The sequence below is a fragment of the Sphingomonas sp. CFBP 13733 genome (assembly GCF_014841795.1).
GTDB classification, from domain to species: domain Bacteria; phylum Pseudomonadota; class Alphaproteobacteria; order Sphingomonadales; family Sphingomonadaceae; genus Sphingomonas; species Sphingomonas aerolata.
Window position 1 is genome coordinate 447,955 of record NZ_JACYUP010000002.1, and the last position, 14,024, is coordinate 461,978.

Below are 14,024 nucleotides of genomic sequence, written 5' to 3' on the forward strand. Positions count from 1 at the left end.
TCAGCCTTTCGGCTTCCATGTCAGCACGCGCCAGCCATAGGCCAGCGCGATGATGACGAACGTCGCGACCGAGACAGGGCCGACATAGCGGTCGAGCTGCTGGAACCGCGAGCCGAGCAGGATGCCGGCATAGGCGAGCACGGTGTTCCAGATCGCGCTGCCCGCAGCGGTCCAGATCACGAACTTCCACAACGGCATGTACGTCATGCCGGCTGGGAGCGAGATGATCGTCCGGAAGGTCGGCATGAAGCGGAAGACGAAGATCACCCAGCCGCCGCGCTTCACGAAGAAGCGGTGGACCTTCTCGATATCCGACCATTCGATCGTCAGCCAGCGGCCATGCCGCTCGACGAACGGGCGGAAGCGCTCGTAGCCGATGTTCCGGCCGATATAATACCAGAAGTAATTGCCCGCGACCGATCCGACCGTGCCCGCGACGATCAGCGGCACGACCGCCATATGGCCGCGCGCGACGGCAATGCCGCCGAGCCCCATGATCACCTCGGACGGCACGGGGGGCACAATATTCTCGAGCGCCATCAGCAGGAAGATGCCGAAATAGCCGCCCCAGGCGATCAGGTTGATGATGAATTCGGTCATGGCTAACCGATACTTCCGGGGGGCCGCATGTGTTCCCTCGACAGTATGGTCGCACCATCCCGGCCTGAGCCAGGATGGTGGTTTTCCTACCGCGCCGCGACCTTCGCCTCGATCGCGTCCCAGATCATCGCGGAGACGTCGGTGCCGTCGAACCGCTCGATCGCGACGATGCCGGTGGGCGAGGTCACGTTGATCTCGGTCAGCCACTTGCCGCCGATCACGTCGATGCCGACGAACAGCAGCCCGCGCTTCTTGAGTTCAGGCCCGAGGACCGCGCAGATCTCGCGCTCGGTCGGGGTCAGCTCGGTCTTTTCCGCCGAGCCGCCGACCGCGAGGTTGGAGCGGATCTCGCCCTCACCCGGCAGGCGGTTGATCGCGCCGGCGACTTCGCCGTCGACCAGCACGATGCGCTTGTCGCCCTTGGCCACGTCGGGAAGGAACGCCTGGACCATGTGCGGCTCGCGCCACGTCATGTTGAACACCTCGATCAGCGCGGACAGGTTGGCACCGTCCAATTCGACCTTGAAGATCGCCTTGCCGCCATTGCCGTGGAGCGGCTTGATCACGATCGCGCCGTGCTCGGCCAGGAAGGCGCGCGCCTCGTCGAGACTGCGCGTGACGAGCGTCGGCGGCATGAACTGCGGATAGTCGAGCACGAACACCTTTTCGGGTGCGTTGCGGACCTGTGCGGGGTCGTTCACGACCAGCGTCTTGCCGGCGATCCGCTCGAGCAGATGCGTCGCGGTGATGTAGCCGAGATCGAAGGGCGGGTCCTGCCGCATGAGCACGACGTCGGCCTCGTCGCCGAGATCGAGGTTCACCGGCTCGCCGACGCTGAAGTGATCGCCGGTCACGCGCTGCACGGTGACGGGGTGCACCTTCGCCCAGACCCGGCCGTCGCGGTAGTTGAGATCCTCCGCCGCGTAGTGGAACAGGCGGTGCCCGCGGTCCTGTGCGGAAAGCATCAGCGCGAAGGTCGAATCGCCCGCGATATTGATGCTGTCGAGCGGGTCCATCTGGACGGCGACGGTGAGGCTCATGCGTCTTCCTTCTATGCGGTCGAGCGCATGTAGGTGCGCGCGGGCCGCAAGTCACCCAACCCGCTCAGCCGATCCATGCATTCTCGATATGGCGGGGGCGCGTGCCGGGCGCGAGCAGGATGACGTCGACGCGGATGTCGTCGCCGGGCCCGGCATAGCGCGGCATTAAAAACTCCGCCGCCGCAGCGACCCGCGCGAGCCGCCGCTCGTCGATCGCGAAGTCGAGTTCGGCGGCGGTCGCGCGCGTCTTGACCTCGACGAACGCGACCAGCGTCCCCTTGCGCGCGACGATGTCGACCTCGCCCGCAGGCGTCCGGACGCGACGGTCGAGGATGCTCCAGCCCTTCAGTCGCAGCCACCAGCCGGCCAGCCGCTCCCCGCGCCGCCCCGCAGCTTCCGCGACCTGTCGATCGGCAGTGCTCGCCGTCCGCCTGCGGGAGGGGCGCGGGGCGGGGAGGGTCACCCCTTCGCCTTCAATTCGAGCGCGCGGGCGTAGAGCGTCTTGCGGTCGAGCCCGAGTGCCTTCGCAACCTCGCTCGCGGCCTGGCCGGTGGAGAGGCGGGTGAGGGCATCGGCCAGCGCCGTGTCGGCATCCGCCGCGCTGGCCGGGGGGGCGTCGCCGGGCGGCGCGATGACGATGACGATCTCGCCGCGCGGCGGCGCGTCGGCGTAGCGGGTGGCGAGGGTCGTCAGCGTGCCGGTCACCGCCTCCTCGAACCGCTTGGTGATTTCACGTGTGACCGCCGCCTCACGGTCGCCGAGCCCTTCGGCGAGCGCGGCAAGGCTGGCACCGAGACGCGGACCCGATTCGTAGAGCACCAGCGTCGCGCGGATCGTGGCGATCTCGGCGATCGCCTCCGACCGGGCATGCGCCTTGGACGGCAGGAAGCCGACGAACAGGAAGCGATCGGTCGGCAGGCCAGCCAGCGTGAGCGCGGCGACTGCGGCGCAGGGGCCGGGGATCGTCACCACGAGATGCCCCGCCGCGCGCGCGTCGCGCACCAGCTTGAATCCGGGATCGGAAATCAGCGGCGTGCCCGCGTCCGACACCAGCGCCACCGCCTCTGTCGCCATCCGCGCGATCAGCGCTGGGCGGACGCCCTCGGCGCTGTGATCATGATAGGGGACCATCGGCGTCTTGGTACCGACATGGCGGAGCAGACCGGCGGTGACACGGCTGTCCTCGACCGCGACGACGTCGGCACGCGCGAGGATATCGGCGGCACGCGGCGACAGATCACCGAGATTGCCGATCGGCGTTGCGACGATGTAAAGGCCGGGGTTCAGTGGAGTTTCAGGGTTCATGGGGATTGTCATGGCAGACGCAGCGACGATAGGGCAATCGGCCCGGCACCGGATGCGCGCGTTTGGGCGCTCGGCCGCGCTCACGATGGCCTGCCTGCTGGGCGCGTGCCAGACGATCGTCCCGCGCGGTCCCGTCGAGCCGTCGCAGCAGCGCCCGACCACCCGTCCTGCCGACACGCCGACGATCGGGGTCGAGACCGGCATCCCGCGCGATGCCGAGCGCAACCGCGTCGCGCTGCTCGTGCCGCTGTCGGGAAGCAATGCGGGGGTCGGTACGTCGATCGCCAATGCGACGATGATGGCGCTGCTCGACACGCAGAACCAGCGTGTGCGGATCACCAATTACGATACCGCGACGGGTGCCGCTGCCGCGGCCCAGCGCGCGATCGCGGAAGGTGCGCAGCTGATCCTCGGGCCGCTACTGTCCGAGGACGTGCGGACGGTCGCGCCGATCGCGCGCGCGGCGGGCGTGCCGGTGCTGAGCTTCTCGAACGATCTCGGGGTGGCTGGCAACGGCGCCTATCTGATGGGCTATGTGCCGACCCAGTCGATTTCGCGCGTTGTCGATTTCGCGCGCGAGCGCGGCGTGTCGAACTTTGCCGGGCTGGTCCCGAACGGACTGTACGGGGAGCGCGCCTCGACCGCATTCCTCCGTGCGGTCGAGGGGGCGGGCGGTCAGGTCGTGTCGCTCCAGACCTATGGCCGGACCGCCGGTGGTGTGTCGGGCGCGGTCACGCGGCTCGCCGCGAAGGCACCCTATGACGCTGTGCTGATCGCCGACAGCGGTTCGACCGCGGCGTCGGCGGCGGCGCTGGTGAAGCGCGGCGCGGGCGCATCGACCCGGATCCTCGGCACCGAGCTGTGGAATTCCGAATCGAGCGTCGCCGCCAAGCCGGCGTTGAACGGCGCCTGGTATGCGAGCGTGTCGGATACGCTGTACCGGCAATATGCCGCCAAATACCGCGCACGCTTCGGCAGCGGACCGTACCGCCTGTCGAGCCTCGGCTATGATTCGGTGCTGCTGACGGTGCGGATCGCGCGCGACTGGAAGCCGGGGACGGCGTTCCCCGTGTCGCGGCTGCGCGATGGCGACGGCTTTTCGGGCATCGACGGTGCGTTTCGCTTCGGCCGTGACAATGTCGCCGAGCGCGCGCTGGAGGTGAAGGAAATCCGCGGGGGGACCACCACTGTTGTCTCGCCCGCGCCGAGCGGCTTCGGCGGCTGAGGCCGACTCCGTTCGTCATCCCCGCGGAGGCGGGGATCCATACGGATGATCGGTTGCGATTCGAGTCGCGCGGCTAGCCAGTCTGGGTTCCCGCCTCCGCGGGAATGACATGGGTGGGGGCGTTACGCCGTCACGATCTCCGGCAGGATCGCGTCCAGCAGGAGCGCACCCGCATCGGTCACGCGCAGCCGGCCCGGCGTGTGGGCGATCAGCCCGAGCGCTTCGAGCCGCGCCACCGCGGCGAGATCCACCGGCATAACGCCGGCGTTGAGCCGCGTGATCCGGTCGAGATCGACTCCCTCGGCCAGGCGCAGCCCCATCAGCAGTGCCTCGGTCGCGCGCGTCGAGGGGGTGAGCGGGTCCTCGACCTCCATCCCGTGGCCGTTGCGCTCGATCGCCGCGAGCCAGTTTTCGGGCTTCTTGCGACGCACCGTCGCCAGCCCACCGCGGCGGCCATGCGCGCCGGGGCCGATCCCGGCATAATCCTGGTAGCGCCAATAGGCGAGATTGTGGCGGCTCTCCGACCCCGGCCGCGCGTGGTTCGAGGTTTCATAGGCGGGGAGCCCGGCGGCTTCGGTGTCGGCGCGTGTCGCCTCGAACAGGTCCGCCGCGCTGTCGCCGTCGGGAATGACGATGCGGCCCGCCAGTGCCTCGGTCGCGAACCGCGTGCCGGGCTCGATCGTCAGCTGATAGAGCGACAGATGCTCGGTCCCGAAGCTCAGCGCGCGCGCGAGTTCGGCGCGCCAGTCGGCAAGCCGCTGGCCGGGGAGCGCATAGATCAGGTCGAAACTCACGCGCGGAAAGACGCTCTGCGCGGTTGCCAGCGCGGCCTGCCCCTCGTTCACGTCATGCGCGCGGCCGAGAAATTTCAGCGCCTGATCGTCGAGCGACTGCAATCCCAGCGACACGCGGTTGACGCCCGCACTGGCCAGGTCGGCGAAGCGCGCGGCCTCGACCGACGAGGGATTGGCCTCGAGCGTGATCTCGATCCCCTCGGCAAAGCCCCAGGCGCGTTCGGCGGCGTCGAGGATCGCGGCGACCGTTGCGGGCGGCATCAGCGAGGGCGTGCCGCCGCCGAAGAAGATCGACTGAAGCTTGCGTCCCGGCAGGACCGACGCTTCGTGCGCGAGGTCGGTGAGCAGCGCCGCGCGCCAGGCCGCCTGGTCGACGCCCTCGCGGACATGGCTGTTGAAGTCGCAATAGGGGCATTTCGACACGCAGAACGGCCAATGGACGTAGAGCGCGAGGTCCCCCGAGGGCGGCGGGGCGGGGCTTGGCGTTTCGATCGGGGGCATTATCTCGCGCATATGGTCGCACGGAGCGACAGAAGGAAGCGTAATGACGGTTCGGTTGGGTCTGGCAGTTGCGGCGGCGTTGCTTGCCGCAGGCTGCGCGCAGGGGCCGGAACGCGTCGTGGAGCGGCGCGAGACGCAGGCGCCGGCGCCCCGCGGGCCTGCGCTTCTCAAGGCGGCGATGATGGACGGGCATAATGCCGCGCGGGCGGCGGTGGGTGTTCCGCCGCTGGTATGGAGCGATACGCTGGCGACCACCGCGCGCGCCTATGCCGAGGAAATGGCCAACACGCGCAAATTTGCGCACGCGCATCAGGTTCAGGGGCCCGGCCGCGAGGGCGAGAATCTGTGGACCGGCACGCGCTATGCCTATGCCTATCCCGAGATGATCGGCCACTGGGTTGCCGAACGGAAGGACTTCGTCAACGGCGTGACGCCCGCGTTCAGCCGCACCGGCAAATATGAGGATGTCGCGCACTACACGCAGATCGTCTGGCGCAATTCGACCGCGGTGGGATGCGCGATGGCGAGCAACGAACGCGACGATTATCTGGTGTGCCGCTATTCGCCGCCGGGCAATGTGGTGGGCGAGCGTAGCTACTAGGCAGCCGAGATCGCCGGACCGTGACCGGGGGGTGGCGGTCCGGCGGCGTTTCAGAACACGGCGGCCTTCAGCAGTTCGAACGCCTCGTTCCTGTGGCTGATCGCGTTCTTCGTCTCGTGCGGCAGTTCCGCATAGGTCTGGTCATGGCCCAGCGGCACGAACATCGGGTCATAGCCGAAGCCGACCTTGCCGCGCGGCGGCCAGACCAGCGTGCCCTCGGCGCGGCCCTCGAACCATTCGACATGGCCGTCGGGCCAGGCGAGCGCGAGTACGCTGACGAAATGCGCGCCGCGGGTCGCGTCGGGACCCTTGGCGGCGAGCGCGTCCTCGACCTTCTGCATCGCCATCGACCAGTCGCGACCGTTCGGCGTCTCCGCCCAGTCGGCGGTGTACACGCCCGGATCGCCACCCAGCGCATCGACACACAGCCCGCTGTCGTCGGCGAGCGCGGGATAGCCCGACAGGTCGGCGGCGGAGCGTGCCTTCAGTTCGGCATTGGCGAAGAAGGTCGTCCCCGTCTCGACCGGCTCGGGCAGGTCGAGATCCGCCGCCGACACGACGTCGAACCCGCGCCCTGCGAGCAGGTCGGCGATCTCGCGGACCTTGCCCTTGTTGTGGCTTGCGATGACGAGCTTGCCGGGCTGGAGCTTGCGGATCGCCTGGGGGGTGCTGCCTTCGCCGCTCACTTGGCGACAGCCTTGGCCTGTGCCGCGAAGATATCCGCGCAGCCGATCCGGGCGAGCCGCAACAGGCGGAGCAGCGCCTCCTCGTCATAGGTCGCGCCCTCGGCGGTCGCCTGCGCTTCGGCGATGTTGCCGTTTTCGAGCAGGACGAAATTCGCATCCGCGTCCGCACCCGAATCCTCGATATAGTCGAGGTCGAGCACGGGGTTGCCCTGATAGATGCCGCAGCTGATCGCGGCGACCTTCTGCGTCAGCGGATCGGCGGTCAGTTTGCCGCTGTCCAGAAGCCCGTCGATCGCGAGCCGCAGCGCGACCCAGGCGCCCGAGATCGACGCTGTGCGCGTGCCGCCGTCGGCCTGAAGCACGTCGCAGTCGAGGACGATCTGGCGCTCGCCGAGCAGCTTCAGGTCGGTGACGGCGCGGAGCGAACGGCCGATCAGGCGCTGGATTTCCTGCGTGCGGCCCGACTGCTTGCCCTTGGCCGCTTCACGGTTGTTGCGCGTGTTGGTCGAGCGCGGGAGCATGCCGTATTCGGCGGTCACCCAGCCTTCGCCCTTGCCGCGCAGGAACGGCGGGACCTTTTCCTCGATGCTGGCGGTGACAAGCACCTTGGTGTCGCCGAAGCCGATCAGCACGGAGCCTTCGGCGTGCTTGGTGAAGCGGGGTTCGATCGTGATGCTGCGCATCTGGTCTGGGGCACGGCCGGATGGGCGCATGGTGTATTCCTAAACTTCTTCCGTTCGTCCTGAGTAGCTGCTGAGCTCGTCGAAGCGGCGTATCGAAGGATCGGCCCGCTTGGGGCACATCCTTCGATACGGGCTTTCGACTTCGCTCAGTCCCTACTCAGGACGAACGGGTGGTGGGCAATAAGCGCTGCCTAGCCTTTCGCATTCCGGCTCGCCAGCCTAGATCAGCCGCATGGCCACGCCCCCCGTCACCGAACTGACCGACCGCGCGCGCGATATTTTTCGTGCGGTCGTCGACAGCTATCTCGCTAGCGGCACGCCGGTGGGGTCGAAGACGATCGCGCAGCTGGCCGGGCTCAGCCTGTCGCCCGCCTCGATTCGCGGGGTGATGGGGGAGCTGGAGGGGCTGGGGTTGCTCGCCAGTCCGCATACGAGCGCGGGGCGGATGCCGACCGATCGCGGCCTGCGGCTGTTCGTCGACGGGATGATGCAGGCGATGGAGCCGTCGTTCGAGGAGCGCCAGACGATCGAGGCGCGCGCCGGCGTCGGTGGTCCGGTCGAGGAGGCGCTCGCCGCCACCACGCTTGCGCTGTCGGGGCTTTCGGCGTGCGCGGGGCTGGTGATGGTGCCGAAACGCGAGATGACGCTGCGCCAGATCGCGTTCGTCGCGCTGTCGCCCGATCAGGCGCTCGCGGTGCTGGTCAGCGAGGATGGCTCGGTCGAGAACCGCGTGATCGCACTGCCCAAGGGCATGTCGCCGTCGACCCTGGTCGAGGCGGGCAATTACATGTCGGCGACGCTCGGCGGGCTGACGCTGGCCGAGGCGCGGCTGCGGATCGAGCGCGAACTGGCGGACGGGCAGGCGGCGCTCGACGGTGCAGCACGGATGCTGGTCGAGGGCGGGATCGCGGTGTGGAGCGAGGATGCGGATCGCCGCCCGGTGCTGATCGTGCGCGGGCAGGGGCGGCTGATCGATGCCGCCGCCGCCGCCGATCTCGACCGGGTCCGCGACCTGCTCGACGACCTCGAGGGAAAGCAGGAGGTCGCATCGCTGCTCGACAGCGCGCGGGCGGGCGATTCGACGCGGATCTTCATCGGTGCGGAGACCAAATTATTCGCCCTGTCCGGCTCGTCGGTGATCGCGCGACCGTTCCGCGGATTGGACGGGCGGGTGGTCGGCGTGGTGGGCGTGATCGGCCCCACGCGGTTGAACTATGCGCGCGTCGTGCCCATGGTGGATTTCACGGCTGCAACGCTCGCCCGGTTGATGGGTTGAGCCGGCCCAACTTATAGGGAAAACAATGTCCGATATCGATCAGAACACGCCTGCCGACCTGCGCGAAGAGACCGCCGAAGCCGCACCCGAAGTGGCCTCGAACGATCGCGTCGCCGAGCTGGAGAACCAGCTTGCCGAGGCCAAGCAGAATGTCCTCTATGCGCAGGCCGAGGTGCAGAATGTCCGCCGCCGCGCCGAGAAGGAAGCGCAGGACGCGCGCGCCTATGCCGCCACCGCGTTCGCGCGCGACGTGCTGTCGGTTGCCGACAACCTTGCGCGCGGCCTGTCGGCGATCCCGGCGGACCTGCGTGCAGACGACAAGATGAAGGGCCTCGTCACCGGGCTCGAAGCCACCGGTCGCGAGCTGGAGAGCGTGTTCCAGCGCCACGGCATCACCAAGATCGCTGCCGAGGGCCAGATGCTCGACCCGAACAAGCATCAGGCGATGCTGGAGATCCCGAGCGACCAGCCGGCCGGCACGATCGTCCAGGAAATGCAGGCGGGCTACATGATCAAGGATCGCCTGCTGCGGCCTGCGATGGTGGGCGTCGCCAAGGCGGGGTGAGCCTGTCGGCCTGGTGTTCTCCCGCGAAGGCGGAAGCCCAGGGTTTCAAACGCTGTCGCCTGTGACCCTGGGCCCCCGCCTTCGCGGGGGAACGGCAGGAGGCGGCGCTCAACTTTCTGCCTCGCCGGGATGACGCCATGAACGAGAATCTGACCACCGATCGCGAGACGTTCGTCACGCATCTCGAATGTTCGATCACCGGCGAACGCTATGAGGCGGACCAGCTTCATGGCCTTTCACGTGCGGGCAGGCCGTTGCTCGTCCGCTACGATCTCGGCGCGGTGCGGTCGGCGATTTCGCGCGACACGATCGAGGCGCGGCCAACCGATCTGTGGCGGTGGCGCGAACTGCTGCCCGTGCGGGAGACGTCCAATATCGTCAGCCTCGGCGAGATCGAGACGCCGTTGGTGCCGATCCCCAGGTCCGGTGGCCCCAATGTCCTCGTGAAGGACGAAGGGCGTCTGCCGACCGGGAGCTTCAAGGCGCGCGGGCTGGTCATGGCGGTGGCGATGGCGAAGGAGCTGGGCGTCACCAGGATCGCGATGCCGACCAACGGCAATGCGGGCGCGGCGCTGGCCGCCTACGCCACTCGCTGCGGGATCGAGACGATCGTGCTGTGTCCCGACGACACGCCCGAGATCAACGTCCGCGAGATCGCGATGCAGGGCGCGCGCGTCTGGCGCGTCAACGGGCTGATCGACGATTGCGGCGCGATCGTCGGCAAGGGCGCCGCCGAGGGGCGCTGGTTCGACTTCTCGACGCTGAAGGAGCCCTATCGAATCGAGGGCAAGAAGACGATGGGACTGGAACTGGCCGCGCAGTTCGGCTGGAAACTGCCCGATGCGATCTTCTACCCGACCGGTGGCGGCACGGGTCTGATCGGCATGTGGAAGGCGTTCGACGAGCTTGAGCAGCTCGGCTGGATCGGGTCGGAGCGGCCCAAGATGTTCGCGGTGCAGGCGAGCGGCTGCGCGCCGATCGTCCGCGCGTTCGAGGCGGGCGAGGAGCATGCCGAGCGCTGGGAGGATGCGAGCACCGTCGCAGCGGGCATTCGTGTGCCGAAGGCGGTCGGCGATTTCCTGATCCTGCGCGCGGTCCGCGAGAGCGGCGGGCAGGCGATGGCGGTCGGCGATCCCGCGATCCTCAAGGCGGTCGAGGCAGCGGCCAAGCAGGACGGCCTGCTGCTGTGCCCGGAAGGCGGCGCGACGCTCGCGGCCTATCGACAGGCGCTGAACACCGGTCTGGTCGACGAAGACGACCGCGTCGTACTTTTTAATTGTGCGACCGGACTGAAATATCCGATGCCCGAAGCGCCGCAAGCGCTTGATAGAACACAAGCTATCGATTTCGACGCATTGTAGGATCGGAATCGCCACCGGCTGGGCTCGCCTTCCGGTGGTTGATATTAATCCATGTTATCTGCAACGGGGCGCCCTTCATCACGAAAAGGGCGGAAATGCAGAAGATTCTTCAGGTCGTGTGTGTCGTGCTGGTCGCGGCGGCGGTCATGTTCGGCGGGCGCTGGTACATGTATGTGGCGCGCGGCGAGACCCCGTATGACGAGGTCGGCATCGCGCTGAACGGCTATGCGCCCGCGCCGCTGCGCGCCTGGGGCTGTCACAAGATGCAGGAACGGTTCTTCGGGCAGTTGCCGCCTTATGGCTGTGCGGGACCGGATGGGCGCAGCTGGCTCTGATATCGTCCTAGCCCACGTCATCCCAGCGTTCGCTGGGGTGACGGTTTGGGGAGTGGCGGACTAGGCCGACACCCGCGGCTTGAACGGCAGCAGCGTCTCGTACTGCGCGAGCGGCGGGGCGCCTGCGATCGTCGCGCCGGCACGCAGCAGGAAGGCGTGGCGGACGATCTCGCCCTGCTGCTCGATACCGTAGCGGTGCAGCGCGACGCCGGGACGCAGTGCATAGTCGTAGCGGCACCACGGATGCCGTACGAGCGGGAGGAAGATACCGCGCTGGTGTTGCCAGATATGCGTCATCTCGTGGATGAACAGCCCCTGCAGCGTCAGATGGGCATGCGCGAAATCGTCGCACCACAGATCGCCCTTGGGGTGGAAATGGATGCACCCGCGCGGCGCCATCACCGTGTCGCGCGGCTGGAAGAACGCCCATTTGCGGCGTGCCAGCCGCACCGGCGCATAGTCGATCGCATCGCCGAAGACCGACGCCGCGAGCCTCGTCTCGGCCGGGGTCAGCGCTCGCGTCGACCGATCGCGAACGCTCACTTGGTTCCGGTGTCGCCGGCGCCGACGACGGCTGCGTTCTGCAGGATTCTGGTGCCGTCGGCGAAGGTGAGGGTGAAGGTGATGGTGCGTTCACCGGGCTTGATGCCGGGATTTACGTCGAACAGCATCACGTGACGGCCTCCCGGCGCGAACACGACATCGGTCTTGGCCGGGATCTCGACGCGCGCGATCGGTTTCATCGACGACACGCCGCCGGCCGACATGCTCTCGTGCATCTCGCTCCGGATCGCGACGTCGGTGGTGACGTTGATCAGCGTCGCATCGGTCGGCCCGCCATGGATCGTGAAATAGCCTGCCGCCGGTCCGCCCTTGACCGCCGCGAGGCGGACCCACGCCTTCTCGACGGACAGCTGTTGCGGCTGTGCACAGGCCGCCACCCCGACCAGGGCCGTCACGGCAAAAATACCACGCATCGTCATCATCGCCACTTCATACCCCTCTTGCGATCTCTACGAGCCGTACAATCTTGCGGCAAGCGCGAGCCAACCTATATCGCGCCCATCAATCGAAAGGTTCCACTGCCGTAACGGGGTGGAGCCCGAGACTTTTTCACGATGTGTGAGGGGCTATTTAAACTCATGGCTAAAGTAATCGGTATCGATCTCGGCACGACCAACAGCTGCGTTTCCGTCATGGAAGGCGGCAAGCCCAAGGTCATCGAGAATTCCGAAGGCGCGCGCACCACGCCGTCGATCGTCGCATTCGCCAAGGACGGCGAGCGACTGGTCGGCCAGCCGGCCAAGCGCCAGGCAGTGACCAACGGCGACAATACCATCTTTGCGGTGAAGCGCCTGATCGGCCGTCGTTTCGACGATCCGATCACCAAGAAGGACACCGAGCTGGTCCCGTACAAGATCTCGCGCGGGCCGAACGGCGACGCATGGGTCTCGGCCGGCGGCAAGGATTACTCGCCCTCGCAGATCTCGGCGTTCACGCTGCAGAAGATGAAGGAAACCGCGGAGTCGTATCTCGGCGAGACGGTCACGCAGGCAGTCATCACCGTTCCAGCCTACTTCAACGACGCACAGCGCCAGGCGACCAAGGACGCCGGCCAGATCGCCGGCCTCGAAGTGCTGCGCATCATCAACGAGCCGACCGCGGCGGCGCTGGCCTACGGCCTCGACAAGCAGGACGGCAAGACGATCGCGGTCTACGATCTCGGCGGCGGCACGTTCGACATCTCGATCCTCGAGATCGGCGACGGCGTGTTCGAGGTGAAGGCGACCAACGGCGACACCTTCCTCGGCGGTGAGGATTTCGACAACAAGATCGTCCAGTTCCTCGCTGACGAGTTCAAAAAGGCAGAGGGCATCGACCTCGCCAAGGACAAGCTGGCGCTGCAGCGTCTGAAGGAAGCGGCCGAGAAGGCGAAGATCGAGCTCAGCTCGGCACAGTCGACCGAGGTCAACCTGCCCTTCATCACCGCGGACCAGAACGGGCCGAAGCATCTGGTGAAGTCGATCACCCGCGCCGATCTGGAGCGGATGGTCGAGGATCTGGTCAAGCGGACGCTCGACCCCTGCAAGAAGGCACTCGCCGACGCCGGCCTGAAGGCCGACGACATCTCCGAGGTCGTGCTGGTCGGCGGCATGACGCGCATGCCGCGCGTGCGTGAAGTCGTGAAGCAGTTCTTCGGCAAGGAGCCGCACACAGGCGTCAACCCGGACGAGGTCGTCGCGATGGGCGCCGCGATCCAGGCCGGCGTGCTGCAGGGCGACGTCAAGGACGTGCTGCTGCTCGACGTGACGCCGCTGTCGCTCGGCATCGAGACGCTGGGTGGCGTGTTCACCCGGATGATCGATCGCAACACGACGATCCCGACCAAGAAGTCGCAGACCTATTCGACCGCGGACGACAACCAGGGCGCGGTCACGATCCGCGTGTTCCAGGGCGAGCGCGAGATGGCGGCCGACAACAAGATGCTCGGCAATTTCGATCTCGTCGGCATCCCGCCGGCACCGCGCGGCGTGCCGCAGATCGAGGTCACGTTTGACATCGACGCCAACGGCCTCGTCAGCGTCTCGGCCAAGGACAAGGGCACCGGCAAGGAGCAGCAGATCCGCATCCAGGCCTCGGGTGGTCTTTCGGACAGCGACATCGACCAGATGGTCCGCGATGCCGAGACCTTCGCCGAGGAAGACAAGAAGCGTCGTGCGGGCGCCGAGGCGAAGAACAACGCCGAGAGCCTGATCCACACGACCGAGCGTCAGCTTGCCGATAACGGCGACAAGGTCGACGACGCGCTCAAGACCGAGATCCAGGCCGCGATCGACGCGACCAAGGCAGCGGTCGAGGGCGGCGATGCGGACGCGATGACCGAGAAGAGCACCGCGCTCGCCCAGGTCGCGATGAAGCTCGGCCAGGCGATCTATGAGAAGCAGGCTCAGGCGGATGCCTCGCCGTCGGCTGATGGCGATGCGGCGAAGAAGGACGACGACGTCGTCGACGCCGAATTCTCGGAAGTCGACGAGAACCCGAAGGCGTAACT

At 67.4% G+C, this 14,024-nt stretch carries 16 protein-coding genes; 7 read left to right on the forward strand and 9 right to left on the reverse strand.

Annotated elements, in window-relative coordinates; genetic code table 11:
• From IFT71_RS06230 to rsmI, 4 genes are all read right to left on the reverse strand, one after another.
• Window positions 1-600 carry a DedA family protein gene (locus tag IFT71_RS06230; protein ID WP_031441513.1) on the reverse strand — a complete coding sequence of 200 codons (600 nt, stop codon included), beginning with the start codon at window positions 598-600 and terminating at the stop codon, window positions 1-3.
• 86 nt (window positions 601-686) lie between these two features.
• On the reverse strand, window positions 687-1,640 hold the full coding sequence (gshB, locus tag IFT71_RS06235; RefSeq protein ID WP_192139741.1) for a glutathione synthase: 954 nt from the start codon (window positions 1,638-1,640) through the stop codon (window positions 687-689).
• Between the two features lie 64 nt (window positions 1,641-1,704).
• On the reverse strand, window positions 1,705-2,103 hold the full coding sequence (locus tag IFT71_RS06240; RefSeq protein WP_052149316.1) for a YraN family protein: 399 nt from the start codon (window positions 2,101-2,103) through the stop codon (window positions 1,705-1,707).
• Window positions 2,100-2,945 (reverse strand): 16S rRNA (cytidine(1402)-2'-O)-methyltransferase, encoded by an 846-nt coding sequence (rsmI, locus tag IFT71_RS06245; protein WP_236701844.1) that lies wholly within the window; start codon window positions 2,943-2,945, stop codon window positions 2,100-2,102. The genes IFT71_RS06240 and rsmI overlap by 4 nt, the downstream gene beginning before the upstream one ends.
• Before the next feature lie 10 nt (window positions 2,946-2,955).
• On the opposite strand from rsmI, the gene IFT71_RS06250 reads away from it, so the two are divergent.
• Window positions 2,956-4,170 (forward strand): penicillin-binding protein activator, encoded by a 1,215-nt coding sequence (locus IFT71_RS06250; RefSeq protein ID WP_192069861.1) that lies wholly within the window; start codon window positions 2,956-2,958, stop codon window positions 4,168-4,170.
• Between the two features lie 122 nt (window positions 4,171-4,292).
• Here the strand turns inward: IFT71_RS06250 and hemW are convergent, their stop codons facing one another.
• Window positions 4,293-5,465: a radical SAM family heme chaperone HemW gene (gene hemW, locus IFT71_RS06255; RefSeq protein ID WP_192139743.1), complete on the reverse strand. Its 1,173-nt coding sequence runs from the start codon at window positions 5,463-5,465 to the stop codon at window positions 4,293-4,295.
• A 43-nt stretch (window positions 5,466-5,508) separates the two neighbouring features.
• Between hemW and IFT71_RS06260 the strand changes: the two genes are divergently transcribed.
• Window positions 5,509-6,066: a CAP domain-containing protein gene (locus IFT71_RS06260; protein WP_192099629.1), complete on the forward strand. Its 558-nt coding sequence runs from the start codon at window positions 5,509-5,511 to the stop codon at window positions 6,064-6,066.
• Window positions 6,067-6,116: 50 nt separating this feature from the next.
• On the opposite strand, the gene rdgB is transcribed toward IFT71_RS06260, so the two are convergent.
• On the reverse strand, window positions 6,117-6,752 hold the full coding sequence (gene rdgB / locus IFT71_RS06265) for an RdgB/HAM1 family non-canonical purine NTP pyrophosphatase (RefSeq protein ID WP_056680058.1): 636 nt from the start codon (window positions 6,750-6,752) through the stop codon (window positions 6,117-6,119).
• Window positions 6,749-7,465, reverse strand: coding sequence for a ribonuclease PH (rph, locus tag IFT71_RS06270; RefSeq protein WP_031441505.1), 717 nt, complete (start codon window positions 7,463-7,465; stop codon window positions 6,749-6,751). The genes rdgB and rph overlap by 4 nt, the downstream gene beginning before the upstream one ends.
• Before the next feature lie 202 nt (window positions 7,466-7,667).
• On the opposite strand from rph, the gene hrcA reads away from it, so the two are divergent.
• The 4 genes from hrcA (at window position 7,668) to IFT71_RS06290 (ending at window position 10,972) form a co-directional block, all read left to right on the forward strand.
• Window positions 7,668-8,711, forward strand: coding sequence for a heat-inducible transcriptional repressor HrcA (gene hrcA / locus IFT71_RS06275; protein WP_031441504.1), 1,044 nt, complete (start codon window positions 7,668-7,670; stop codon window positions 8,709-8,711).
• Window positions 8,712-8,736: 25 nt separating this feature from the next.
• Complete coding sequence (gene grpE, locus IFT71_RS06280) at window positions 8,737-9,276, forward strand: nucleotide exchange factor GrpE (RefSeq protein WP_031394645.1); 540 nt, start codon at window positions 8,737-8,739, stop codon at window positions 9,274-9,276.
• Window positions 9,277-9,413: 137 nt separating this feature from the next.
• The gene (locus IFT71_RS06285) at window positions 9,414-10,637 is read left to right on the forward strand and encodes a threonine synthase (protein ID WP_192139745.1); all 1,224 of its coding nucleotides are present in this window, start codon (window positions 9,414-9,416) and stop codon (window positions 10,635-10,637) included.
• Window positions 10,638-10,732: 95 nt separating this feature from the next.
• Window positions 10,733-10,972, forward strand: coding sequence for a hypothetical protein (locus IFT71_RS06290; RefSeq protein ID WP_031394647.1), 240 nt, complete (start codon window positions 10,733-10,735; stop codon window positions 10,970-10,972).
• 60 nt (window positions 10,973-11,032) lie between these two features.
• Here IFT71_RS06290 and IFT71_RS06295 read toward each other — a convergent pair whose 3' ends face one another.
• Together IFT71_RS06295 and IFT71_RS06300 are read right to left on the reverse strand one after the other, a co-directional pair.
• Window positions 11,033-11,515: a vgr related protein gene (locus IFT71_RS06295; protein WP_192139747.1), complete on the reverse strand. Its 483-nt coding sequence runs from the start codon at window positions 11,513-11,515 to the stop codon at window positions 11,033-11,035.
• Window positions 11,512-11,958, reverse strand: a complete 447-nt coding sequence (locus tag IFT71_RS06300) for a copper chaperone PCu(A)C (RefSeq protein WP_235516273.1) — start codon at window positions 11,956-11,958, stop codon at window positions 11,512-11,514. The genes IFT71_RS06295 and IFT71_RS06300 overlap by 4 nt, the downstream gene beginning before the upstream one ends.
• 156 nt (window positions 11,959-12,114) lie before the next feature.
• On the opposite strand from IFT71_RS06300, the gene dnaK reads away from it, so the two are divergent.
• Window positions 12,115-14,022, forward strand: a complete 1,908-nt coding sequence (dnaK, locus tag IFT71_RS06305) for a molecular chaperone DnaK (RefSeq protein WP_031441499.1) — start codon at window positions 12,115-12,117, stop codon at window positions 14,020-14,022.
• Window positions 14,023-14,024 lie beyond the last annotated feature (2 nt).

Excerpts from the sequence above, each read along its gene's own strand:
- IFT71_RS06230 (WP_031441513.1), bottom strand. The coding sequence starts at position 600 with ATGACCGAATTCATCATCAACCTGATCGCCTGGGGCGGCTATTTCGGC.
- gshB (WP_192139741.1), bottom strand. The coding sequence starts at position 1,640 with ATGAGCCTCACCGTCGCCGTCCAGATGGACCCGCTCGACAGCATCAAT.
- rsmI (WP_236701844.1), bottom strand. The coding sequence starts at position 2,945 with ATGAACCCTGAAACTCCACTGAACCCCGGCCTTTACATCGTCGCAACG.
- IFT71_RS06250 (WP_192069861.1), top strand. The coding sequence starts at position 2,956 with ATGGCAGACGCAGCGACGATAGGGCAATCGGCCCGGCACCGGATGCGC.
- hemW (WP_192139743.1), bottom strand. The coding sequence starts at position 5,465 with ATGCCCCCGATCGAAACGCCAAGCCCCGCCCCGCCGCCCTCGGGGGAC.
- IFT71_RS06260 (WP_192099629.1), top strand. The coding sequence starts at position 5,509 with ATGACGGTTCGGTTGGGTCTGGCAGTTGCGGCGGCGTTGCTTGCCGCA.
- rph (WP_031441505.1), bottom strand. The coding sequence starts at position 7,465 with ATGCGCCCATCCGGCCGTGCCCCAGACCAGATGCGCAGCATCACGATC.
- hrcA (WP_031441504.1), top strand. The coding sequence starts at position 7,668 with ATGGCCACGCCCCCCGTCACCGAACTGACCGACCGCGCGCGCGATATT.
- grpE (WP_031394645.1), top strand. The coding sequence starts at position 8,737 with ATGTCCGATATCGATCAGAACACGCCTGCCGACCTGCGCGAAGAGACC.
- IFT71_RS06285 (WP_192139745.1), top strand. The coding sequence starts at position 9,414 with ATGAACGAGAATCTGACCACCGATCGCGAGACGTTCGTCACGCATCTC.
- IFT71_RS06290 (WP_031394647.1), top strand. The coding sequence starts at position 10,733 with ATGCAGAAGATTCTTCAGGTCGTGTGTGTCGTGCTGGTCGCGGCGGCG.
- IFT71_RS06300 (WP_235516273.1), bottom strand. The coding sequence starts at position 11,958 with ATGATGACGATGCGTGGTATTTTTGCCGTGACGGCCCTGGTCGGGGTG.
- dnaK (WP_031441499.1), top strand. The coding sequence starts at position 12,115 with ATGGCTAAAGTAATCGGTATCGATCTCGGCACGACCAACAGCTGCGTT.